The 19825-nt window shown below is 65.9% G+C and carries 20 protein-coding genes; 11 read left to right on the top strand and 9 right to left on the bottom strand.

The window, feature by feature from the left end:
- Genes K8M09_RS14865 through lsrA form a run of 3 tightly spaced genes read right to left on the bottom strand, consistent with a single transcriptional unit; the run spans position 1 to position 3537 of the window.
- Positions 1 to 1014, bottom strand: a complete 1014-nt coding sequence (locus K8M09_RS14865; protein ID WP_160785046.1) for an ABC transporter permease subunit — start codon at positions 1012 to 1014, stop codon at positions 1 to 3.
- Entirely contained in the window at positions 1011 to 2042 is a 1032-nt protein-coding gene (locus tag K8M09_RS14860) for an ABC transporter permease subunit (RefSeq protein ID WP_160785047.1), read from the bottom strand. Before K8M09_RS14860 ends, K8M09_RS14865 begins: the two co-directional genes overlap by 4 nt.
- Entirely contained in the window at positions 2035 to 3537 is a 1503-nt protein-coding gene (gene lsrA, locus K8M09_RS14855) for an autoinducer 2 ABC transporter ATP-binding protein LsrA (protein WP_160785048.1), read from the bottom strand. Before lsrA ends, K8M09_RS14860 begins: the two co-directional genes overlap by 8 nt.
- 240 nt (positions 3538 to 3777) lie before the next feature.
- Between lsrA and K8M09_RS14850 the strand changes: the two genes are divergently transcribed.
- Genes K8M09_RS14850 through K8M09_RS14840 form a run of 3 tightly spaced genes read left to right on the top strand, consistent with a single transcriptional unit; the run spans position 3778 to position 6635 of the window.
- The gene (locus K8M09_RS14850) at positions 3778 to 4725 is read left to right on the top strand and encodes a sugar-binding transcriptional regulator (protein WP_160785049.1); all 948 of its coding nucleotides are present in this window, start codon (positions 3778 to 3780) and stop codon (positions 4723 to 4725) included.
- Positions 4726 to 4729: 4 nt separating this feature from the next.
- A complete protein-coding gene (gene lsrK, locus K8M09_RS14845) occupies positions 4730 to 6292 on the top strand; it encodes an autoinducer-2 kinase (RefSeq protein WP_160785050.1) in 1563 nt (520 codons plus the stop codon).
- A 37-nt stretch (positions 6293 to 6329) separates the two neighbouring features.
- Entirely contained in the window at positions 6330 to 6635 is a 306-nt protein-coding gene (locus K8M09_RS14840; protein ID WP_160785051.1) for an antibiotic biosynthesis monooxygenase, read from the top strand.
- Positions 6636 to 6649: 14 nt separating this feature from the next.
- Here K8M09_RS14840 and K8M09_RS14835 read toward each other — a convergent pair whose 3' ends face one another.
- The gene (locus K8M09_RS14835) at positions 6650 to 7555 is read right to left on the bottom strand and encodes a LysR family transcriptional regulator (protein ID WP_160785052.1); all 906 of its coding nucleotides are present in this window, start codon (positions 7553 to 7555) and stop codon (positions 6650 to 6652) included.
- Between the two features lie 175 nt (positions 7556 to 7730).
- Between K8M09_RS14835 and K8M09_RS14830 the strand changes: the two genes are divergently transcribed.
- Both K8M09_RS14830 and K8M09_RS14825 read left to right on the top strand, forming a co-directional pair.
- Positions 7731 to 8564 carry a transporter substrate-binding domain-containing protein gene (locus tag K8M09_RS14830; RefSeq protein ID WP_229341911.1) on the top strand — a complete coding sequence of 278 codons (834 nt, stop codon included), beginning with the start codon at positions 7731 to 7733 and terminating at the stop codon, positions 8562 to 8564.
- Positions 8565 to 8719: 155 nt separating this feature from the next.
- On the top strand, positions 8720 to 10207 hold the full coding sequence (locus K8M09_RS14825) for a M81 family metallopeptidase (RefSeq protein WP_160785053.1): 1488 nt from the start codon (positions 8720 to 8722) through the stop codon (positions 10205 to 10207).
- A gap of 28 nt (positions 10208 to 10235) precedes the next feature.
- Here the strand turns inward: K8M09_RS14825 and K8M09_RS14820 are convergent, their stop codons facing one another.
- The 5 genes from K8M09_RS14820 to K8M09_RS14800 all read right to left on the bottom strand — a co-directional run bounded on the left by K8M09_RS14820 (position 10236) and on the right by K8M09_RS14800 (position 14461).
- On the bottom strand, positions 10236 to 10928 hold the full coding sequence (locus K8M09_RS14820; RefSeq protein WP_160785054.1) for a DUF899 domain-containing protein: 693 nt from the start codon (positions 10926 to 10928) through the stop codon (positions 10236 to 10238).
- A gap of 2 nt (positions 10929 to 10930) precedes the next feature.
- Complete coding sequence (locus K8M09_RS14815) at positions 10931 to 11203, bottom strand: hypothetical protein (protein WP_160785055.1); 273 nt, start codon at positions 11201 to 11203, stop codon at positions 10931 to 10933.
- A gap of 224 nt (positions 11204 to 11427) precedes the next feature.
- Positions 11428 to 11979 (bottom strand): DUF3617 domain-containing protein, encoded by a 552-nt coding sequence (locus K8M09_RS14810; protein ID WP_160785056.1) that lies wholly within the window; start codon positions 11977 to 11979, stop codon positions 11428 to 11430.
- Between the two features lie 170 nt (positions 11980 to 12149).
- On the bottom strand, positions 12150 to 13466 hold the full coding sequence (locus K8M09_RS14805) for an aspartate aminotransferase family protein (protein ID WP_160785057.1): 1317 nt from the start codon (positions 13464 to 13466) through the stop codon (positions 12150 to 12152).
- A 2-nt stretch (positions 13467 to 13468) separates the two neighbouring features.
- Positions 13469 to 14461 carry a phosphotransferase gene (locus K8M09_RS14800; RefSeq protein WP_229341908.1) on the bottom strand — a complete coding sequence of 331 codons (993 nt, stop codon included), beginning with the start codon at positions 14459 to 14461 and terminating at the stop codon, positions 13469 to 13471.
- Between K8M09_RS14800 and K8M09_RS14795 the strand changes: the two genes are divergently transcribed.
- The 6 genes from K8M09_RS14795 (at position 14460) to K8M09_RS14770 (ending at position 19824) form a co-directional block, all read left to right on the top strand.
- The gene (locus K8M09_RS14795; RefSeq protein ID WP_170299414.1) at positions 14460 to 14729 is read left to right on the top strand and encodes a hypothetical protein; all 270 of its coding nucleotides are present in this window, start codon (positions 14460 to 14462) and stop codon (positions 14727 to 14729) included. The two genes, K8M09_RS14800 and K8M09_RS14795, sit on opposite strands and share 2 nt — an antisense overlap.
- Positions 14722 to 15402: a GntR family transcriptional regulator gene (locus tag K8M09_RS14790; RefSeq protein ID WP_160785059.1), complete on the top strand. Its 681-nt coding sequence runs from the start codon at positions 14722 to 14724 to the stop codon at positions 15400 to 15402. The genes K8M09_RS14795 and K8M09_RS14790 overlap by 8 nt, the downstream gene beginning before the upstream one ends.
- A gap of 74 nt (positions 15403 to 15476) precedes the next feature.
- Positions 15477 to 16217, top strand: coding sequence for an SDR family NAD(P)-dependent oxidoreductase (locus tag K8M09_RS14785; protein WP_160785060.1), 741 nt, complete (start codon positions 15477 to 15479; stop codon positions 16215 to 16217).
- Positions 16218 to 16408: 191 nt separating this feature from the next.
- Positions 16409 to 17461 carry an ABC transporter substrate-binding protein gene (locus tag K8M09_RS14780; RefSeq protein WP_160785061.1) on the top strand — a complete coding sequence of 351 codons (1053 nt, stop codon included), beginning with the start codon at positions 16409 to 16411 and terminating at the stop codon, positions 17459 to 17461.
- Between the two features lie 120 nt (positions 17462 to 17581).
- Positions 17582 to 18649: an ABC transporter ATP-binding protein gene (locus K8M09_RS14775; RefSeq protein ID WP_160785062.1), complete on the top strand. Its 1068-nt coding sequence runs from the start codon at positions 17582 to 17584 to the stop codon at positions 18647 to 18649.
- On the top strand, positions 18646 to 19824 hold the full coding sequence (locus K8M09_RS14770) for an ABC transporter permease (protein ID WP_160785063.1): 1179 nt from the start codon (positions 18646 to 18648) through the stop codon (positions 19822 to 19824). Before K8M09_RS14775 ends, K8M09_RS14770 begins: the two co-directional genes overlap by 4 nt.
- Position 19825 lies beyond the last annotated feature (1 nt).

Below are 19825 nucleotides of genomic sequence, written 5' to 3'. Positions count from 1 at the left end.
TCATTCTCCTCCTGAAGTGACTGCCGCCCGGGTCTGTCTCTTTTGCCGGGCGACGGCGATGAAATCGGCCAGCATTGCGCTTCCATGGCGCAATGCGACCGCGACAACCAGCAACCCTCCCGAAAGTGCGCTGGAAATCTGGCTGGGGACGCCGGCCGCCTGCAGGCCCTGCTGCAGGTAGCCGATGACGAAGGTGGCGATCAGGGTGCCGAGGATGGACCCCTGTCCGCCATAGATGGAGGCGCCGCCAAGCACGGCCGCCGTGACGGCGGGCAGCAGCGTTGCCGAGCCGAGGTCGACGCGGGCGGAGCCGAAATAGGCCGACATGACGAGGCCGGCGATGGCGGCCGAGACGCCCGTGATGACATAGGTGATGGTCTGCACGCGGCCGACCGGGATGCCGGCGAAGCGCGCCGCGCTTTCCGACTGGCCCGAAAGGAACACGGCGCGGCCGAAGCGGGTGAAGTGCAGCAGCACGACCAGCACGAAGGCGAGCGCCAGGAACAGCGCGAGCGAGGCCGGCAGGCCGAGGACTTCCGCATAGCCGAAGGCGTTGAAGGCGTCCGGGAAATTGCCGATGCCCTCATAGCCGCCCGCGCCGACGAGGCCGGAGGCGACCGTCGCGGTGCCCTGGAAGAGATAGAGGCTGCCGAGCGTGACGACGAGCGGCTGGATCTTCGACAGCTGGATGACGGTGGCGTTCAAAAGCCCGCAGAGCGCGCCGGAGACGAGCGCCAGCGTGATCGAAAGCGGCAGCGGTACGCCGTAGAAGGTGGCGACGCCGAAGACGATGGCGGCAAGGCCGATCACCGAGGCGAAGGAGACGTCGATGCCGCCCGCGATGATGACGAGGGTCAGCGGCAGGGCGACGATGCCGATCTGCACGAAGTCCGAGGTGCCGTAGATCAGGTTCGCGACATTGAGGAAGCGCGGATTGACGAGGCCGAAGATGGCAAGCTCGGCGACGAGCATGGCGAGGAGCGCGGTTTCCCAGCGGAAGATGAGCTTTTTCATCGGCCGGCCTCCACGGTGCGCGCCGTCGTCGTTTCAGCGGGTTGGGCGGGGCCGCGCTCATGCACGGCATAGCGGCGGGCGCGGATGCGGCGGTCGATGATCTGGCGGATGCGCCCGTCCAGCAGCAGCACTGAAAGCAGGATCGCGCCGGCGATGAAGTCGTTCCAGTAGGCGGGGATCTTCAGGAAGACGAGCGCGCTATCGATGGAGGTGATGAAGATGACGGCGGAAAAGACGCCCGCGACCGAGCCGGTGCCGCCGAGCAGGCTGACCCCGCCGAGCACGTTGACGGCAATGGCCTTCAGCTCGATGCCGTTGCCGGCCTGGTTGGGGATGAAGCCGATCTGCGCGGCGAAGACGAGGCCGGCGAGTGCGGCGCAAAGGCCCGTCGCGACGAAGGCGGTGAACTGTACGCGCTTCACCGGCACGCCGAGATGGTGCGCGGCGGCGCGGTTGTCGCCGACGGCGTAGAAATAACGGCCGAAGCGCGTCTTGCGCAGCACCAGCCATGTCAGCACGACGAGGACGAGCACGACGACGGTGAGCGCGGAAAAGCCGGGGCCGAGATTGCCGGCGAGCGCCTTCAGGTCCTGCGGCAGGTCCTCGATCCAGCGCCCGCCCGTCAGAACGAGCATGATGCCGCGGTAAAGGCCGAGCGTGCCGAGTGTGGCGACGATGGAGGGGATGCCGAGATAGGCGACCATCAGCCCGTTGAAGGCCCCGGCGGCGGCTCCGGTCATCAGGCAGAAGACGATGGCGAGCGGCAAGCCGAGGCCGGCATTGAGCGACAGGCCGAGCACGGCGGCGCTGAGACCCAGCACGGAGCCGCTGGAAACGTCGATATTGCGCGTCAGGATGACGATCATCGTGCCGAGCGAGATGAGCATCAGCACGAGGCTGTTGGAGACGACGACGGAGGCTGTCGCGCCGGAGAGATAGCCGGGCGCGGCCGCGCCAATGGCGGCATAGGCGACGATGAGAACGGCGATGAGCGTTGCGACGCGGTTGCGCGCGAAGAGGTCAAGCATGACGGGCCTCCGAGGCGCCGAAGGCAAGGCGGGCGATGGCGTCCACCGAGATGTCGTCCGTCAGCTCCCCGCCGGACTGGCCGAAGGCCATGACCTCGACGCGGTCGGCGAGCTGTTCGATCTCGTCGAAATCCGAAGAGATGAGAACGATGGCGACGCCTTCTGCGGCGAGCTTGCGGATGAGGTCGTAGATATCGTTGCGGGCCGCGACGTCGACGCCGCGCGTCGGCTCGTCGAGGATCAGCACCTTCGGCCGGGCCGACAGGCATTTCGCCAGCAGCACCTTCTGCTGGTTGCCACCCGAAAGGCCGCGCGCCTCCTGGCCGGGGCCGGTGCATTTGATGCCCATGCTGGAGCGGAATTCGTCGAAGGCCTTCCGTTCCGCGCCGGGGCGCAGGAAGAAGGGCAGGCGATGCACGAGATAGGACGAGACGTTCCAGAAGAGCGGCGCTTCGAGGAAGAGGCCATGCTGCTGGCGGTCTTCCGGCAGGTAGACGAGGCCGCGGTCGATGCAGAGGCGCGGCGAGCGCTTCTTCAGTTCCGCGCCGTCGAAGACCACGCTGCCCGCCGTCTGGGGGCGCAGGCCGAAGAGCGTTTCGGCGAATTCCGTGCGCCCCGCGCCGACGACGCCGGCAAGGCCGAGGATTTCGCCGGCCCTGACGTCGAGGCTGATATTGCGGAAACCCTCGCCGCTCAGGCCGCGCACGCTGAGGCGCGGCTGGCCGATCTGCGAGACCTTGCGGCCGGTGCGGTCCTTGCTGGAGGCTTCGGTGATCTGCACGCGGCTCATCGCGTCGATGATCTCGGCGTCGCTGTAGCTGTCGAGCGGGCCGGACAGCACGATCACGCCGTCGCGCAAGACGCTGATCGTGCCGCAGATCTCGCGGATCTCGCGCAGCTTGTGCGAGATGAAGAAGATGCCGACGCCCTGCGCCTGCAATTTGCGCACGCGCTGGAAGAGCGCGCTCGTCTCGAAGGGGGTCAGCGCCGAGGTCGGTTCGTCGAGGATCAGCACGCGTGCATCGCGCACGAGGCCGCGCAGGATTTCGACGATCTGCCGCTCGGCGATTTCGAGGGCGGCGGCCTGGGCGTCGAGGTCGAGGGAGACGGAGAGTTCCGCGACGAGTTGTTCGACGCGCGGGCGCAGCGCTTTCGGCGAGGCGGCAAGGCCGAGGCAGATGTTTTCCAGCACGCTCTGGTTCGGCAGGATATGGGCTTCCTGCGGCACCAGATAGAGGCCGAGCTCCTGCGCATGGGCGGGGGAGGCATGGGCGAGCGCCCGGCCGTTGATCTCGATTTCGCCGGAATTGGCCGGGATGACGCCCGACATGATCTTCATGAGGCTCGACTTGCCGGCGCCGTTGCCGCCGAGAAGCGCATGCACTTCCCCGGCCTGCAAGGCGAGCGAAACGCCCTTCAGCACCGGAACGGCACCGTAGGACTTCCAGATGTCCGTCAGCTTCGCGACCCTCCCGGCCGCCGGGCTATCCGTCATTCTGCACCTGTTCATATGTAATTCGTGCCAATCATGTGATCATAGTGGCGCAAGGCCGTCAATATGCTCAAATCGCCCTGTGCGATTACACATGGCTGATATTGCACTGCAAAATATGATTTATCAGCGAAAATCAAGGAATTGCGGCCGCAAAGAATTTTTCGCCACACGGATGCGTTGACGTATCAAAAGTTTTTTTGTTATTCAAATGATCAGAAATCGACCGAAAGGGCCGCTTGCATGGCGACGGACAACGGGGAATGGAGCTACGCCGATACGGATGAGGAAATCCTCACCCGTATCGCCTGGTATTACTACAACGACGGGCTGACGCAGAACGAGATCGGCGAAAAGCTCAACATGTCGCGCATCAAGGTCTCGCGCCTGCTGGAAAGCGGCCGGCGCTCGGGCATCATCCAGGTGCGCATCAATTCGCGCTACCAGGGCTGCCTTGCGCTGGAGCGGCAGATCAAGGAGCGCTACGGGCTGCTCGAAGCCTATGTCGTGCCGCAGCTTCCCGATCAGGACCCGAGCGACCGGCTGGGGCAGGCGGCCGCGCAGTTCCTCATGCAGCGATTGCAGACGGACGACCTTCTGGCGGTTGGCTGGGGCGCGACGGTGTCCAACACCATCCAGCGGCTCGGCCATCTCGCCAACGAGCGCAATATCGGCCTCGTCAGCCTCACCGGCGGCGTCGGCACCTATGTCGACGGTATGCGCACGGCCAATTGGGGCAGCGGCGTGCATCTGGTGCCCGCGCCGCTCGTCGTGCGCGACCCGGACGTGGCGCGCAACCTCTCCTCGGAGCCGGCCGTCGCCAACCTCCTCGACATGGCGCTCAACGCCACCTACCAGCTCGTCGGCATCGGTGAGCTTTCCGCCGCCTCCACCGTCGTGCGCTCGGGCTATGTCAGCCCGGACGAGGTGGAGCCGCTGCGCCGCAAGGGCGCGGTCGGCGATATCCTCTGCCAGTTCTACAACGAGCGCGGCGAACCGCTCGACCTGCCCCTGCACGACCGGGTGATCGGCGTGAAGCTTGCGGCGCTGTCGCGCGCGGAGAAGGTCGTGGCGGCGGCGGGCGGCATCCAGAAGGTGCAGGCCATCCACGCGGCGCTGCGCGGAAAATTCGTCGGCATCCTCATTACCGACGAGACGACGGCCGCCGGCCTCATCGAGATCAAGGACTGACCCCATGACGACTTCCTATCTGCTGGCCGTCGATGCCGGCACCGGCAGCGGCCGCGCCGTCATCTTCGACGAGAACGGCAACCAGATCGCCAGCGCCCAGCACGAATGGTGGCACAAGGCCGATCCGCGTTTTCCCGGCTCCATGGATTTCGACGTGGAAGGCAACTGGTCGCTGCTGTCGCGCGCCATCCGGCAGGCGATATCCGAGGCCGGCATCACGGCCGCAGATATCCGCGCCGTCAGCGCCACCAGCATGCGCGAGGCCTTCGTCGCCTATGACCGCGACGGCCGGGAAATCTGGGCCTGCGCCAATGTCGACAGCCGTGCCGTCAGCGAAGTGCGCGATCTCAAGCGCGACTTTCCGGGCCTCGAACGCGATCTCTACGCCGAGAGCGGCCAGACCTTCGCGCTCGGCGCGCTGCCGCGCCTTCTCTGGCTGAAGCGTAACCTGCCGGACGTCTATGCCCGCATCGACAAGATCGGCATGCTTTCCGACTGGGTGCTGGCGCGCCTTTCCGGCGTCATCGCCAGCGATCCTTCCAATGCCGGCACGACCGGCCTCTACAGCCTGACGAAACGCGACTGGCTGCCGGAAGCCATGGCGAAGGCCGGCATGCGCGACGACATCTTCCCGCAAAGCGTCGAGCCGGGCACGGTCATCGGCCGCGTCACGCAAAAGGCGGCAGACGAGACCGGCCTTGCCGCCGGCACGCCCGTCGTCATGGGCGGCGGCGACTGCCAGAGCGGGGCCGCGGCCATCGGCGTCGTCAACGAGGGCGACTGCGCGGTGCTCGGCGGCACCTTCTGGCAGCAGGTGGTCAATGTCGGCCTCGATGTCTCCGATCCGTCGATGGACCTGCGCATCAATCCGCATGTCGTCACCGGCCTCAACCAGGCCGAGGCGATCAGCTTCTTCGTCGGCATCGTTATGCGCTGGTTCCGCGACAGTTTTGGCGCGGAGGAAGTGGCGGCGGCCGGACCGGGCGGCGACGCCTACACGCTGCTTGAGGCGAAGGCGGCGGGCGTGCCCGTCGGCGCCTACGGCATCATTCCCGTCTTCTCCGACGTCATGCGCTACGGCAACTGGTATCACGCCGCCCCGTCGCTGCTGAACCTGTCCATCGACCCGGAGAAGTCCGGCAAGGCGGCGATCTTCCGCGCGTTGCAGGAAAACGCCGCCATCGTCGCGGCCCGCAACCTTGCGGCCATCTTCAAGCTCTCCGGCAAGACGCCGGACAAGATCGTCTTCGCCGCCGGCGCGTCGAAATCCGCCCACTGGTCGCAGATCCTCTCCGACGCGACGGGCCTTCCGGTCGTCACCCCGGTCGTCAAGGAAGCGACGGCGCTCGGCTGCGCGGCTGCCGCCGCCATCGGCATCGGCCTTCGCCGCGATTTCGTCGAGGCGGCCGAAGGCTGGGTGCGCTGGGACAAGCGTTTCGAGCCGAACTTCGGGCACAAGGCCATCTACGACGAGGCCGGCGAACGCTGGGCGCGCGCCTATGCGCTGCAGCGCCAGCTCGTCGACGAGGGTGTCACCACGGCCATGTGGAAAGCGCCGGGCCTCTAACCTTTCATCCGACATTCAACATAGCAGGGATCAAGACATGCTCATCCAGATGGTCAGCATCAACGTCAAGCCGGGCCATGCCGCCGAATTCCTGGAGGCATTCCGCATCAACTACGAAGGCACGCGCCAGGAGCCGGGCAACCTGCGCTTCGACGTGCTGCGCAACCCGGAAGACGAGCACAGCTTCGTCATCTATGAAGTCTTCAAGTCGCCGGAAGCGCTGGAGGACCATCGCAAGACCCCGCATTATCGCGAATGCGTGCGGCGGATCGATCCGATCCTCGCCGGTCCGCGCACCAAGACCTTCTACAATGTCGAGATGGCGGACTTCCTCGGCGCCTGAGCGCCGCAAGGGGGCTAGCGTATGGCCGCCACTTCCTCGATCAGCCAGTCGCGGAAGCGCGCGAGGGCTGGATTGGCGGCCATGCTCTCCTTCGGGCAGATGAACATGTAGCATTCCTCCGGCTGGAACATGTCCTCGGACAGCACACAGAGCGTGCCGCGCGCGATATCCGCCTCCACGAAGGCGCGGTGCGAGAAGCCGATGCCATGGCCGGAGCGGGCCGCGGCGAGCAGCGTGTGCTGGTCGTCGAAGAAGAGGTTCGCGTTGGTGCGCGTTTCCTGCAGGTGGTTGTGGGCGAGCCAGTTCTTCCAGTCGCTGGCATTGCGATAGTGCAGGCGCGCGACGCTCTGGCTGAACAGAAGGTCCTCGCCGCGCGCGACGCTCGCCAGCAAGGCCGGGCTGCACACCGGCACGAGACGCTCGCGCAGGATCTCGATGGCATAATGGCCCGCCGGCGGGTGGAGGCAGTATTTGATCTGCGCGTCCTCCCGCTCCTGCCCGCCGCTGCGTTCCTCCAGGTTGCTCAGATGAAGCTGGATGCCGGGATTGCGCTCCAGGAAGCCGGCCATGCGCGGCACCAGCACCTCCATCGCGAAGAACGGGCCGGTGCGGATGCGCAGGATCTGCGTTCCGTTCTCCTGCCCGATCAGCGATAGGACGTCCGCGATCTCCTCGAAGGCACGCGCGCAGACATCCAGCAGGAGGCTGCCCTCGGAGGTGAGGCCGACGCCGCGCGCATTGCGCTCCAGAAGACGCCGGCCGAGCCGTTCCTCAAGCTGCTTGATCTGATGGCTTACGGCGCCCTGGCTGACGGCAAGCTCGTTCGCCGCCGCCGTGAAGCTGCGGTGATGGCCCACGGCTTCGAAAGCCCGCAGGGCGCGCAGGTTCGCGAGCAGCTTTCGGCGTTGGCGGTCGGTCATGGCATCATGAGGAAAACTAATAATCAGCAATATATCTTTTGCATTGTTGCGCCGCGCCCTCAACAGTAATCCTATCGGTGCAGAACGAAAAAAACGGGTGCCCCGTTCCGCCGCGATCCAGGAAATTCATGGTTCTTTCCGATTCCGCCGCCTTGCGCGCCGGAGGCCGCGTGCAATGGGCAGGCTCGAAACGAACAGCAACGAGGGAACGACGATGAGAAAAATTGCGCTTTATGCCTGCGCTGCGATGACGCTTGTGCTGGCCGGCACCGCTCTGGCGAAGGCCGAGACGATCCGCATGGGCGCGGAGGGCGCCTATCCGCCCTTCAACTATGTGGCCGAGGACGGCCAGCTCAAGGGCTTCGACATCGATATCGGCAATGCGATCTGCGCCGAGCTGAAGGCGACGTGCGAATGGAGCGTCAACGAGTGGAGCGGCATCATTCCGGCGCTGCTGGCGAGCAAGTTCGACATCATCGCCTCTTCCATGGCGATCACGGAAGCGCGCATGGAGAAGGTCAGCTTCTCCGATCCCTATTATTTCAACGCCATGCGTTTCGTCGCGTCGAAGGAGCTGGGGCTGACCGATATCAAGCCGGACCTCGCCAAGGGCCTGGTCATCGGCACGCAGTCCGGCTCCATCGCCGTCGACATGCTCAAGCAGTTCTTCCCTGATAACGAGGTCAAGCTTTACCCGACGCTCGGCGAAGCCTTCCTGGACATGCAGAACAGCCGCCTCGATCTTCTGGTCGAATCCAAGATCGCCAGCGCCGACTGGCTGGCGCAGGGCGAGGAATGCTGCGCCTTCGTCGGCGAGGAGTTCCTTCAGGACGGCACGCTCGGCGCGGGCCTTGCCTTCCGCAAGGATGACGACGCCCTGCGTGAGCGCGTGAACGCGGCGCTCGCCAAGATCGTCAGCGACGGCACCTACGATACGATCCGCAAGAAATATTTCGACTTCGATATCCGCCAGAAGCCGAGCAATGCGAGCGCGCTTTTCGGCAAATAGCCGATCCGTCCGCAAGAATGCGGCGGCAAGGCCCTGTTGCCGGGCCTTGCCGCCGGCGTTTTTTCGGGTTGCGCCGGCCTTCGGGTCGTCTCCGTTGTCGTCCGCCCCTCCGGGGGCAGGGAAGGGCGCCCCTTTGGGGGCAGGGAAGGGTCTGCATGTCCTATCGCGTCGCCATCATCGAGTTCATCAACGAGTCCAATACCTTCACCCTGAAGCGGACCGGCATCGGCGATTTCCATGCGTCGCACTATTTCAAGGGCGACGAGATACCGCGCAATTTCGAGGGCACCGGCTCGGAAGTCGGCGGGGCCATCGAGGTCGCGCGGGCGAAGGGCTGGACGCCGGTCTATATCGTGGCGGCCCATGCGGAGCCGAACGGCATCATTCGCGAAGAGGCGCGGGCGGAGATCACCGAGGCGTGCCTGCGCGGCCTTAAGGAGGGCGGCCCCTTCGACGGGGTCTTCGTCGCGCTGCACGGCGCGATGGTCACGCAGACGGACGAGGATGGCGACTGCCAGTTCCTGCGCGCGGTTCGCTCCGTCCTCGGTAACGCGGTCCCGGTGGCCATCACCCTCGACCTTCATGCCAATGTCTTCGACGAGCTTGCCGGCCTCGCGCAGATTTCCGTGTCGTTCCGCACCTATCCGCATGTCGACATGCGGGAGGTGGGCGTCCAGGCCTGCGAATTGCTGCACGAGACGATGGCCGGGGCGATCATGCCGAAACTTGCCATCCGCCGCCCGCCCATGCTGCTCGGCTGCGACGACGGGCGCACCACGGACAACGGCCCGATGTGCCGTCTGCTGGACATTGCGGATACGGAAGCGGCCGCTCCCGGCATCCTCAATGTCTCGATCAATGCGGGCTTTACCGATGCCGATGTGTGGGCGGCGGGGCCGAGCGTTGTCGTTACCTATGATGCGGCCGTCGCGCCGGCGGCCGTGGCGGAGGGCATCGGCGAGCGTTTGTGCGAGGCCATCTGGTCCTATCGCCACGACTGGGCGCAGCCGGTGCCGCTTGCCGAGTGCATCGCCGCGCTGAAAGCCGCCGATCCGGCGGAGGGCATCGTCGTGGTGGCCGACTTTTCCGACAATCCCGGCTCTGGGGCCTATAGCGATTGCACCGCCCTGATCGCCGCCCTGCTGGAGGCGGGGATCAAGGATGCGGCGGCCGGAGCGCTGCTCGATCCCGAGGCGGTGGCCGAGATCGCCGCGGCCGGCGTCGGTGCGCAGGTGACGGTGACGATCGGCGGGCGCACCGACCCCACGGTCGGCGGCGGCCCGCTGACGGTGACAGGCACGGTGATGGCCGTCAGCGACGGGCGGTTCGTCTTCGAGGGGCCGATGTTCACCGGCCTGCCGGGCACCTGCGGCCGGAGCGTCTGCCTGCGCGTCGGTGGCCTTGACATCATGATCGTTTCCGAGCGCATGCAGATGCTGGACAAGAACATCTTCCGTGCCGTGGGCATCGAGCCGACCGGCAAGGTGGTGCTCGCGGTCAAATCCATGCAACATTTCAAGGGCGCGTTCGGCCCGATCGCGGCGCGCATGATCGTCACGGATGCCGGCGGCCTCAGCTCGCCGGACCTGACGCGCCGCAGCTATCTTCGCCTTCGCCGGCCCGTCTATCCGCTCGATTGCTGACGGGCCGGCTCGTTCCTGGGCAGCCGCTTCAATACTGGTCGTGCAGCTTCACCCAGCTCATGGTGCCGTTCTCGTTGCGGCCCTTGGGGGCGAGGTCCAGCCAGTTGAAGGCGCCCATCAGCAGCTCGGTGCCGCGATGATAGGTCGAGTAGGTGTGGAAGATGTCGCCCTTGGCATCCCGCGCGAAGACGCTGAGGCCGAACATGTCGGAGGCGTTGCGGATCGTCGTCAGGCCGTAATTATACGCCGCACGCCCCTCGGCGCGCTCTTCCGGGGTAAAGGACACGCCGAAATCGTAATTGAAATCGCGGTCGCCCGACGAGACCCAGGGGAACGTCCAGCCCATGCGCTCCCTGACCTCCTCGATCCGCCGGATGGGCGCGCGCGAGACCGCAACGAAGGCAAGGTCCGCCTGCTCGAAATGCTGCCGGGCGGCATCGGCGTGATCGACCGTGAACGCGCAGCCCGGGCAGATATGCTCCGAACCCGGCGTCAGCATGAAGTGATAGAGCGCAAGCTGGCTCCGGTCCCCGAACAGGTCGCTCAGCGTGCATTCGCCGTCCGGGCCGTCGAAGACATAGGGCTTGTCGATCTTCACCCAGGGCAGTTGCCGGCGCTCGGCGCGAAGCGCATCGAGCTGGTGGGTCATGGCGCGTTCCTTGGCGAAAAGCGCCTTGCGGGCCGTGAGCCATTCGTCGCGTGAAACGATGGTGTGTTGCATGGTCAGTCTCCTTCGGTTTGCGTGTGAGGTCGATGAGCGGCCGCATGGCGGCGGGATGCGAGCCTCAGCCATGGCGGCAGGTGAAAGAGGCTCATCAGCAGGTACATCCAGGCCATGCCGTCCACGGGAAGCATGCCGGCGTCCGATGCGCAGATGCCGGCCGGCGCACCGGCCATGGCCCATGCCATGGCGGCAAAGGTCGGCGCGGCGGCAAGGCCGAACCAGTCGCCGATGCGGTATGTCCGTGCATCCTCGATCTTTGCGCGCGCTGCCATCCTGTGCTCCCGGTCGGTTCCGGCCCTATGCGGCCGCTACAGGGCAAAGCTAGATCGGAAGGCGCGGGATATGGGAGTGACAAATGTGACGGGATTGCGAGGCGTGCGCCGGTCACGGTCGAGACGCCGCGAGGGCGAGGCGCCAGCATCGAGCTCCAGCGTGGCGTGGCTCAAACCCGGCCGCTAGGCCGGGGAAGGCGGTGTCTATGGCGCGGCTGCCATGCCTAGCGTCCGAGCAGCACGGAGGATTTGAGCATGCCGTTCATCGTCGACTCGTCGCCATCGGCATAGTCGTCCGGGCAGTCCGTCGCGATCAGCTTCGCGGTGCGTCTGGCGTGGTCGCCGGCCGGGCTGATGTCCTTCACCTCGTCCATGGTGTAGGCCGTGGCGATGTCGCCCGTCAGCGTTCCCTGGGTCGTGACATTGTCCATGCCCGGCACGCCGCAGACGGTGGTGTAGGTGTAACCCTCCGCGGTCTTCTCGAAGCGCTTGCTGCTGCAGGAGGAGCCGGAAATCTGGTCGAAGGCGGAGTAGACGGCTTCCGACTTGTCGCCGACGCAAAGATGGGTCTTGCTCAGTTCGTCGCCGTTCTGCGCCACGTCGGTGAATTCCCACCAGCCGGCGTTCCGCTTCGGTCCGGCGATATGGGCCGTCATCATGTCGCCCGTCTCGGAAGAGGCCGAGAGCACCTCCTGCGCCATTGCCGGTACTGTCGTTGCGAAACCGGCAAGAAGAATGCCGGCGATACGGGAAGCCGCCCATGCTTTCGAGGTCATCGTCCGTTCCTCCTCCGGGGTGCCTTGTTCCGCAAGACTATCGCGGTCCCGGACTCGTCGCCAGCCCTGATTGCAGGGCCGGCATTACGGAAGATGATCTCCGTTGTATGGTGATACCGGAGCGGGCGCGGCTCATGCGGCGATTCCGAGTTTCGGCGCAAGACCCCTGCCTAGAGCGTCTTCAACACATCGGCGAGCGCATCCACCAGCGTGTCGGCGTTCTCGCTGGAGAAGACCAGCGGCGGGCGGATTTTCAGGACGTTGGCGCGTGGGCCGGAGGCGCTGATCAGGATGCGGCGCTCGCGCAGGCCGTTGACGATGCGGGTGGTGAGCGCGGCGTCCGGGCTTTTCTCGGCGGGGTCCGCGACGATCTCGACACCGACGAAGAGGCCGGAACCGCGCACATTGCCAAGGGCGGGGTGGCGGCCGGAGAGGCTCTTCAGGCCGTCCATCAGATAGCGGCCGACGTCGAGCGCGTTCTGCTGCAGGCCTTCGGTGCGGATCGCGTCGAGCACCGCCTTGCCGGCGGCGGCGGCGACGGGGTTGCCGCCGAAGGTGTTGAAATAGCGCGCCTTCGGACCGAATTCGGCGATGACCTCCGGCCGCAGCACGATGCCGGCCATCGGGTAGCCGTTGCCCATCGGCTTGCCGATCGTCACCATGTCGGGGGCGACGCCGTGGCGTTCGAAGCCCCACATGGCCTCCCCTGTGCGGCCGAAGCCGGGCTGCACCTCGTCGGCGACGAAGAGGCCGCCGGCCTCGTGGATCGCATCCACGGCCGGCTTCAGGAAGCCCTTCGGGCCTTCGAAGATGCCGTCGCTGGAAAAGATCGTGTCGGTGATCAGCATGGCCGGCTTGATGCCATGCCGCTTGAGGTCGGCGATGGCGGCGCGCACGTCGCGGCCGAATTTCTCCATCACCTCCTCCGGCGAATGGCGATAGCTGTCCGGCGCGGCGACGGTGCGCACATGCGGGCCGAGCGTCACGGATTCGCCGAGCGAAGGCGAGAATTCGGCGACCGCGCCCGTGAGGCCATGATAGGCAAGCTCCGTGGCGATGATGCCGGTGCCGCCGGTGACGAAGCGGGCGATGCGCACGGCAAGGTCGTTCGCCTCGCTGCCCGTGCAGGTGAACATCGCCTGGCTGAGCGCCTCCGGGAAGGTCGACGTCAGCGTCTCGGCATAATCGACGATGCCTTCGTGCAGGTAGCGGGTATGGGTGTTGAGAACGGCGGTCTGGCGGGTGATCGCCTCCACCACGCGCGGATGGCAATGGCCGAGCGAGGCGACGTTGTTATAGGCGTCGAGATAGCGTTCGCCCGCCGCGTCATAGAGGAACACGCCTTCGCCGCGCACGAGATGCAGCGGCTTTTCGTAGAACAGGCGATAGGCCGGGCCGAGCACCTTTTCGCGCCGGGCGATCAGCGCCCGTTCGCTTTCGTCCAGCCGCTCGAAATCCTCGCGCGAAAATGCATTCACCATCGACATGATCAGCCCTCGGTCAGGTTGGGCGCGAGCCGTTTCAGCCCGGCCGCAGTAAGATCGGCAATGTTTTGCAGGCCGCTCCAGGCGGCGGCGTGGTTGCGCATGATATAGGCCCGGTTCTCCGGGAAGCGCGCGGAGCGCCACTCCGCGATGATGATGGACATGGCGAGACGGCAGCGCATGAGAAGCGGCAGCAGTTCGACCTCCTCCGGCTTCAGCGCGCGCGCCGAAAGGAACCCGTCGAGGAAGGCGCCGGCGCGGGCGGCCCAGTTCCCGGTGGCGAGGTGATAGGAGATGCCGACGGCAAGGTCGTTGATCAGGGGGGCATGCACCATGTCGCCGAAATCGATGATGCCGGCGACTCTCTCCGGCGCGGCCGGATCGAGCAGGATATTGTGCGGGTTGAAATCGTTGTGAATGATCTGCCGGCGTTCGAGCGCGGCGATGGCCGGCAGGCAGCGCTCGAATTCGTCGAGAACGGCCTCAGCCTGCGCGCGACGCTCCACGGCGACATCGCCGACGACGGCCGCAAGATCGAGCGTATGGGAGATGTCCCACATCAGCTTGCCTTCCGGCGGGCGGCCGGCATAGGCCTCCAGGCCGAGGCCGAGTTCGGCCAGCGCCCGGCCGACATTGCGGCTCTGCGCTTCCGAGGCCGGCGTGCGGTATTGCAGCTCGCCGTCGAGGAAGGTGAGCAGGCGCATGATGCGCGGGCCGTCGACCGTCGACAGCGTGTGGCTCGGCTCGCCCGATTGCGTCGGCACCAGCCGCGGCACGGGCACGGCGGGGGCGGCGGCCTCCAGATGCAGCAGCGCGCCGTCCTGGAATTCGAGCGCGGCCGGATCTTCGGCGGGATTGGCGATTTTCAGGATGAAATCGGTGCCGTCGGTCCGGGTGAAAAGGAAGGTTTCGTCCCGTTCGCTGGAAAGGCGCTTCACGGCGCCCGCAAGCCCATAGACGTCCGCGACCGCGACTTGCGCGTCCTCGATTGCCGTCATGCTCCATGTCGCCGACATTGAATCCGGCTTCGGGGAGTCCGATTTCGGGGCGGCGGGCGCTGGCTCCGTCATGCTTGCTCCGTTCTGGCGGTTTCCCGCGGCGGTATCGAGAAAGGCTTCGGCGCTGTTGACAGCGCTCCGGCCGGCATTGCCATGGCCGCGTCTTCCCCGGAAGATGCCGCCGATGGCCGGCCGATACTTGAAACACGTCAAAAAAGATGCATCAAGTATCTTGTTACTCGATTTTGCGGATCAGTTCCATGCCTGAATTCACGACACTGGAACACGAGAACCTCAACAGCGTGGTTTATGGCGCGCTGTGCGACGCGCTGATGCAGGGGCGTTTCCAGCCGGGCGACCGGCTGAAGATCCGCGATCTCGCCGAGCAGTTCGGCACGAGCGTGACCCCGATCCGCGATGCGATCCTGCGTCTTGCCAACGACGAGGCGATCACCTTCCGCTCCCCGCGCGACATCCGCATATCCGGTCTCAGCGAGGCGCGATACCGGGAGATCCGCACGATCCGCGTCCGGCTGGAAGGACTTGCGGCGGAAACCGCCGCGCAGACGGCGACGGGCGCCGATATCCATGAAATGGAGCAGATTTTGCGGGAAAACGAGGCGGCGATCGCGGAGGGAGACCGCTTGCGAGGCACGCAGCTCAACCAGGCGTTCCATTTCATGCTGCCGCGCATCGCCGGGCTTCCCGTGCTTACCACCATCCTGCGGCGGCTCTGGCTGCAGATGGGGCCACATATTTCCGACGCCTATCTTGCCGGTGGGCGGGCGATGATCGATCATCACTATCCGGTCGTCGAGGCATTGAAGCGGCACGATTCCGCCGCCGCCGCCATGGCAATCATCGATGATATCCAGCTCGGCGGAAGGCCGATCCTCGAGCGTATCGAGCATGGCGCGGAGGGAAAAACGCGCCGCGCCTGACCTGTCTCGAACGGGGCTTGCAATTCATTCGCCGCAGATTACGATGTATCAAGCATCAAGGGAGATCGCCCCGCATGACCGAAGAACGCCGCTACATGTTGCTGACGGGAGCGAGCCGCGGCATCGGCCATGCGACGGTCAAGCTCTTCCAGTCGAAGGGCTGGCGTATTTTCACCGTTTCGCGCCAGGCTTTCTCGGAGGAGTGCGCCTGGCCGTCCGCCCGGGAAAGCCACATCCAGGCCGACCTTGCCGACCTCACGCAGATCGACCGCCTCGCCGCGACCGTGCGCGAGCGCCTGCCGAACGGCAAGCTGCACGCGCTCGTCAACAATGCCGGCATCTCGCCGAAAGGGCCGGGCAAGAGCCGCCTCGGTGTGCTCGGCACCGATGCGGACGTGTGGACGCAAGTGCTGAACGTCAACCTCGTCTCGACGGCGCTGATCGCCCGCGCGTTGATGCCGGAGCTGGAGGCGGCGAAAGGCTCGATCGTCAACGTCACCTCGATCGCCGGTTCGCGCGTGCATCCCTTCGCGGGGGTCGCCTATGCGGCCTCCAAGGCGGCGCTTGCGGCGCTGACGCGCGAGATGGCGCATGAATTCGGCCGGCGCGGCGTGCGGGCCAATGCCATCGCGCCGGGCGAGATCGAGACCTCGATCCTCTCGCCGGGCACGGACGCGCTGGTGGCGGCGGAAGTGCCGATGGGACGGCTGGGCGAACCGCGCGAAGTCGCGGAGACCATCCATTTCCTCTGCACCGAACAATCGTCCTACATCAACGGCGCGGAAATCCACATCAATGGAGGGCAGCACGTCTGACAACGGTCAATAAGCGGGAAAAACCCGTTGACCGACAATGACCGGAATGCATCAATCGGCCGAAACGCCCAGGGGAAAGGGCGCGATGGCCGCAAGCCGCAGTCACCGCCGCAAAGGCGGGGCGGGCGGTGCGCATCAATCGTCATCGGAGCCGTAGCGGCTCCTTCATAAACGAAGAAAAGGGGAGTGCCATGAAGACAATTCTGAAATCGGGTATCCTGGCGGCGGCCGCCATCGTGCTGTCGGCCGGCATCGCCGCGCCGACATTCGCGCGGGACCTGACCGTCGTGTCCTGGGGCGGTAACTATCAGGATGCCCAGCGCAACATCTACTTCAAGCCCTTCGCCGAGAAGAGCGGCAAGCCGGTGCTCGACGAGGCCTGGGACGGCGGCATCGGCGTCATCCAGTCGAAGGTCAAGGCCGGTGCGCCGAACTGGGACGCCGTGCAGGTGGAGGCCGAGGAACTGGCGCTCGGCTGTGCCGACGGTCTCTACGAGAAGATCGACTGGGACAAGATGGGCGGCAAGGACAAGTTCCTCGACAGCGCGGTCAACGACTGCGGCGTCGGCGCCATCGTCTGGTCCACGGCCATCGCCTATGACGGCGACAAGCTGAAGGAAGGCCCGGCCTCCTGGGCGGACTTCTGGAACGTCGAGAAATTCCCCGGCAAGCGCTCGCTGCGCAAGGGTCCGAAATACACGCTGGAATTCGCCCTGCTCGCCGATGGCGTCTCCAAGGACGAACTCTACGACGTGCTCGGCACCGAGGAGGGCGTCGCGCGCGCCTTCAAGAAGCTCGACGAGCTGAAGCCGAACATCGTCTGGTGGGAATCGGGCGCCCAGCCGCTGCAGTTCCTCGCTTCGGGCGAAGTGGCCATGACCTCGGCCTATAACGGCCGCATCACCGGCATCAACCGCTCGGAAGGCAAGAACTTCAAGGTCGTCTTCCCGGGCAGCATCTATGCCGTCGATAGCTGGGTCGTGCTGAAGGACGCCGAGAACAAGGACGCGGCGCAGGACTTCATCGCCTTCGCCAGCCTGCCGGAAAACCAGGCCAAGCTGCCGGAATTCGTCGCCTACGGCCTGCCGAACAAGGATGCCGCTTCCAAGGTGCCGGCGGAATTCTCCAAGGACCTGCCGACCGATCCGGCGAACATGACGGATTCGATCCCGCTCAATGTCGACTTCTGGATCGACAATGCGGAAACGCTGACGGCGCGCTTCAACGCCTGGCTGGCGCAGTAAAGCGGATATGGTGAGGGGCGGGTTCGCCCCTCATCCCGTTTGGCGGCCTTCTTCCCGGGCCGGGGAGAAGGTTTTGCCGGGGCAATCCCGCCGCTGCGACCCTTGCGATGGAGTCCTCACTTGGCCGAATTCATCCGCTTCGACCGCATCACCAAATTCTACGGCCCGCTCTGCGTGGTCGAAAACCTCGATCTTTCCATCGACAAGGGCGAGTTCGTCAGCCTGCTCGGCCCGTCCGGTTCGGGCAAGACGACGCTCCTGATGATGCTCGCGGGCTTCGAGCAGCCGACCTCCGGCAATATACTGCTCGACGGGACCGCCATCAACGCCGTGCCCACGCACAAGCGCGATATGGGCGTCGTCTTCCAGAGCTATGCGCTCTTTCCGCATATGTCCGTCGGCGACAATATCGCCTTTCCGCTGCAGATGCGCGGTCTCGGCAAGGCCGAGACCGGCGAGCGCGTCAAGCGGGCGCTCGACATGGTGCAGCTCTCGGCCCTCTCCGACCGTCGCCCCTCGCAGCTTTCCGGCGGCCAGCAGCAGCGCGTGGCGCTCGCCCGCGCGCTGGTCTTCGAGCCGCGCGTCGTGCTGATGGACGAGCCGCTCGGCGCGCTCGACAAGCAGCTTCGCGAGCAGATGCAGCTCGATATCCGCGACCTGCATCGCCGCCTGGGCCTGACCATCGTCTTCGTCACGCACGACCAGTCCGAGGCGCTCACCATGTCGGACCGGGTCGCCGTCTTCAACAAGGGCAAGATCGAGCAGATCGGCACGCCCCGTCAGGTCTATGACGAGCCGGCGACCCGTTTCGTCGCCGAGTTCATCGGCGAGACCAATCTTGTCGAGGGCGTGGTGGAGGCCGTGCAGGGCGCGGAAGCCACCGTCCGCCTTGCCTCCGGCGCGCAGATCGTGTCGGCCGTGTCCGGCACCGTCGCCTCCGGCCAGCCCGTCTTCCTCTCGATCCGGCCGGAGCGCGTCGACCTCAGCGAAACACGCGGCGAGGCGCGCAACGTGCTCGAAACGGAGGTCACCGACAGCGTCTATCAGGGCGATCATCTGCGCGTGCAGTTGCAGAACGCCAATCATCCGCTGATCGCCAAGCTCGGCCGCCGGTCGCGCGAGTTTCCGCCGGGCACCAGGGTGTTCGCCGCCTTCTCGGCCGGCGATTGCCGGGTCATCGCGCCATGAGCGGGGCTCCATCGCGCACGGGCCGGTCGCTTTTCCTGCTGGCGCCGCTGCTCGTCTTCCTCATCGGCTTCTTCGTCTGGCCGCTCTTCAGCATGATGTCGCAGGCCGTTTCTGATCCGGCCGTGCTTCGCCTCCTGCCGCGCAGCGCCGAGGTGCTGCGGGACTGGGACCGCACGTCGCCGCCGACCATGCCCATGCAGGCGGCGCTGATGGAGGACCTGAAGGCGGTCGACGACGACCAGGCGCTCGGCGACATGGTACGCCGGCTCAACAGCGCCCGCTCCGGCTTCCGCACCCTGATGGGCAAGACGACGAGCGCGCTCGCCGACGCGGAGAACCCGCCCGCCGACCTCGTCTCCATCGACAAGCGCTGGGAAAAGCCGGAATTCTGGCTCGCCATCGCCGACGCGCTCTCGCCCTATACCGACCGCAACCTGCTTGCCGCCGTCGATCTCGGCCGCAATGCCGCGGGCAGCATCGAGCAATTGCCGCCGGACCAGTCCGTCAACCGGGTGATCCTCGTGCGCACCTTCTGGATCGCCGCGCTCGTCACCTTCGCCTGCGCCTGCATCGGCTATCCCTACGCCATCATCGCCGCCTCGCTGTCCGGCTGGAAGCGCGACCTGATGCTCGGCGCGGTGCTGCTGCCGCTCTGGACGTCGCTTCTGGTGCGCACCGCGGCCTGGTTCATCCTGTTGCAGGAGCAGGGCCTCATCAACGACCTCCTGCGCGGCATCGGCCTCATCGACGCGCCGCTGGCGCTGATCTTCAACCGCACGGGCGTCATCATCGCCATGACCCACGTGCTCCTGCCCTTCATGGTGCTGCCGATCTATTCCGTGCTGATCACCATTCCGAAGAATCTGATGCCGGCCGCCGCCTCGCTGGGCGCCCATCCGCTGCGCGCGTTCCTGCGCGTGCTCCTGCCGCTCAGCCTGCGCGGCGTCGCTTCCGGGAGCCTTCTCGTCTTCATCTCGGCCATCGGCTACTACATCACGCCGGCGCTGATCGGCGGGCCGGGCGACCAGATGATCTCGTCCATCATCGCCTTCTACGCCACGGGTTCGGCGAACTGGGGCATGGCCGGCGCGCTCGGCGTCGTGCTGCTGGTCGCAACGCTCCTGCTCTACAGCGTCTATGCCCGCCTCTCCAGCGACGAACCGGGGAGGCGCTGAC

The organism is Shinella zoogloeoides (assembly GCF_020883495.1).
GTDB classification, from domain to species: domain Bacteria; phylum Pseudomonadota; class Alphaproteobacteria; order Rhizobiales; family Rhizobiaceae; genus Shinella; species Shinella zoogloeoides.
Note: the sequence above shows the minus strand (reverse complement) of the source record. Positions and strands in the feature narration are given on the sequence as shown.

Excerpts from the sequence above, each read along its gene's own strand:
- K8M09_RS14780 (WP_160785061.1), top strand. The coding sequence starts at position 16,409 with ATGAAGACAATTCTGAAATCGGGTATCCTGGCGGCGGCCGCCATCGTG.
- K8M09_RS14810 (WP_160785056.1), bottom strand. The coding sequence starts at position 11,979 with ATGACCTCGAAAGCATGGGCGGCTTCCCGTATCGCCGGCATTCTTCTT.
- K8M09_RS14770 (WP_160785063.1), top strand. The coding sequence starts at position 18,646 with ATGAGCGGGGCTCCATCGCGCACGGGCCGGTCGCTTTTCCTGCTGGCG.
- K8M09_RS14800 (WP_229341908.1), bottom strand. The coding sequence starts at position 14,461 with ATGACGGCAATCGAGGACGCGCAAGTCGCGGTCGCGGACGTCTATGGG.
- lsrA (WP_160785048.1), bottom strand. The coding sequence starts at position 3,537 with ATGACGGATAGCCCGGCGGCCGGGAGGGTCGCGAAGCTGACGGACATC.
- K8M09_RS14860 (WP_160785047.1), bottom strand. The coding sequence starts at position 2,042 with ATGCTTGACCTCTTCGCGCGCAACCGCGTCGCAACGCTCATCGCCGTT.
- K8M09_RS14840 (WP_160785051.1), top strand. The coding sequence starts at position 6,330 with ATGCTCATCCAGATGGTCAGCATCAACGTCAAGCCGGGCCATGCCGCC.
- K8M09_RS14825 (WP_160785053.1), top strand. The coding sequence starts at position 8,720 with ATGTCCTATCGCGTCGCCATCATCGAGTTCATCAACGAGTCCAATACC.
- K8M09_RS14815 (WP_160785055.1), bottom strand. The coding sequence starts at position 11,203 with ATGGCAGCGCGCGCAAAGATCGAGGATGCACGGACATACCGCATCGGC.
- K8M09_RS14850 (WP_160785049.1), top strand. The coding sequence starts at position 3,778 with ATGGCGACGGACAACGGGGAATGGAGCTACGCCGATACGGATGAGGAA.
- K8M09_RS14790 (WP_160785059.1), top strand. The coding sequence starts at position 14,722 with ATGCCTGAATTCACGACACTGGAACACGAGAACCTCAACAGCGTGGTT.
- K8M09_RS14830 (WP_229341911.1), top strand. The coding sequence starts at position 7,731 with ATGGGCAGGCTCGAAACGAACAGCAACGAGGGAACGACGATGAGAAAA.
- K8M09_RS14805 (WP_160785057.1), bottom strand. The coding sequence starts at position 13,466 with ATGTCGATGGTGAATGCATTTTCGCGCGAGGATTTCGAGCGGCTGGAC.
- K8M09_RS14785 (WP_160785060.1), top strand. The coding sequence starts at position 15,477 with ATGACCGAAGAACGCCGCTACATGTTGCTGACGGGAGCGAGCCGCGGC.
- K8M09_RS14865 (WP_160785046.1), bottom strand. The coding sequence starts at position 1,014 with ATGAAAAAGCTCATCTTCCGCTGGGAAACCGCGCTCCTCGCCATGCTC.
- lsrK (WP_160785050.1), top strand. The coding sequence starts at position 4,730 with ATGACGACTTCCTATCTGCTGGCCGTCGATGCCGGCACCGGCAGCGGC.
- K8M09_RS14795 (WP_170299414.1), top strand. The coding sequence starts at position 14,460 with ATGCTCCATGTCGCCGACATTGAATCCGGCTTCGGGGAGTCCGATTTC.
- K8M09_RS14835 (WP_160785052.1), bottom strand. The coding sequence starts at position 7,555 with ATGACCGACCGCCAACGCCGAAAGCTGCTCGCGAACCTGCGCGCCCTG.
- K8M09_RS14820 (WP_160785054.1), bottom strand. The coding sequence starts at position 10,928 with ATGCAACACACCATCGTTTCACGCGACGAATGGCTCACGGCCCGCAAG.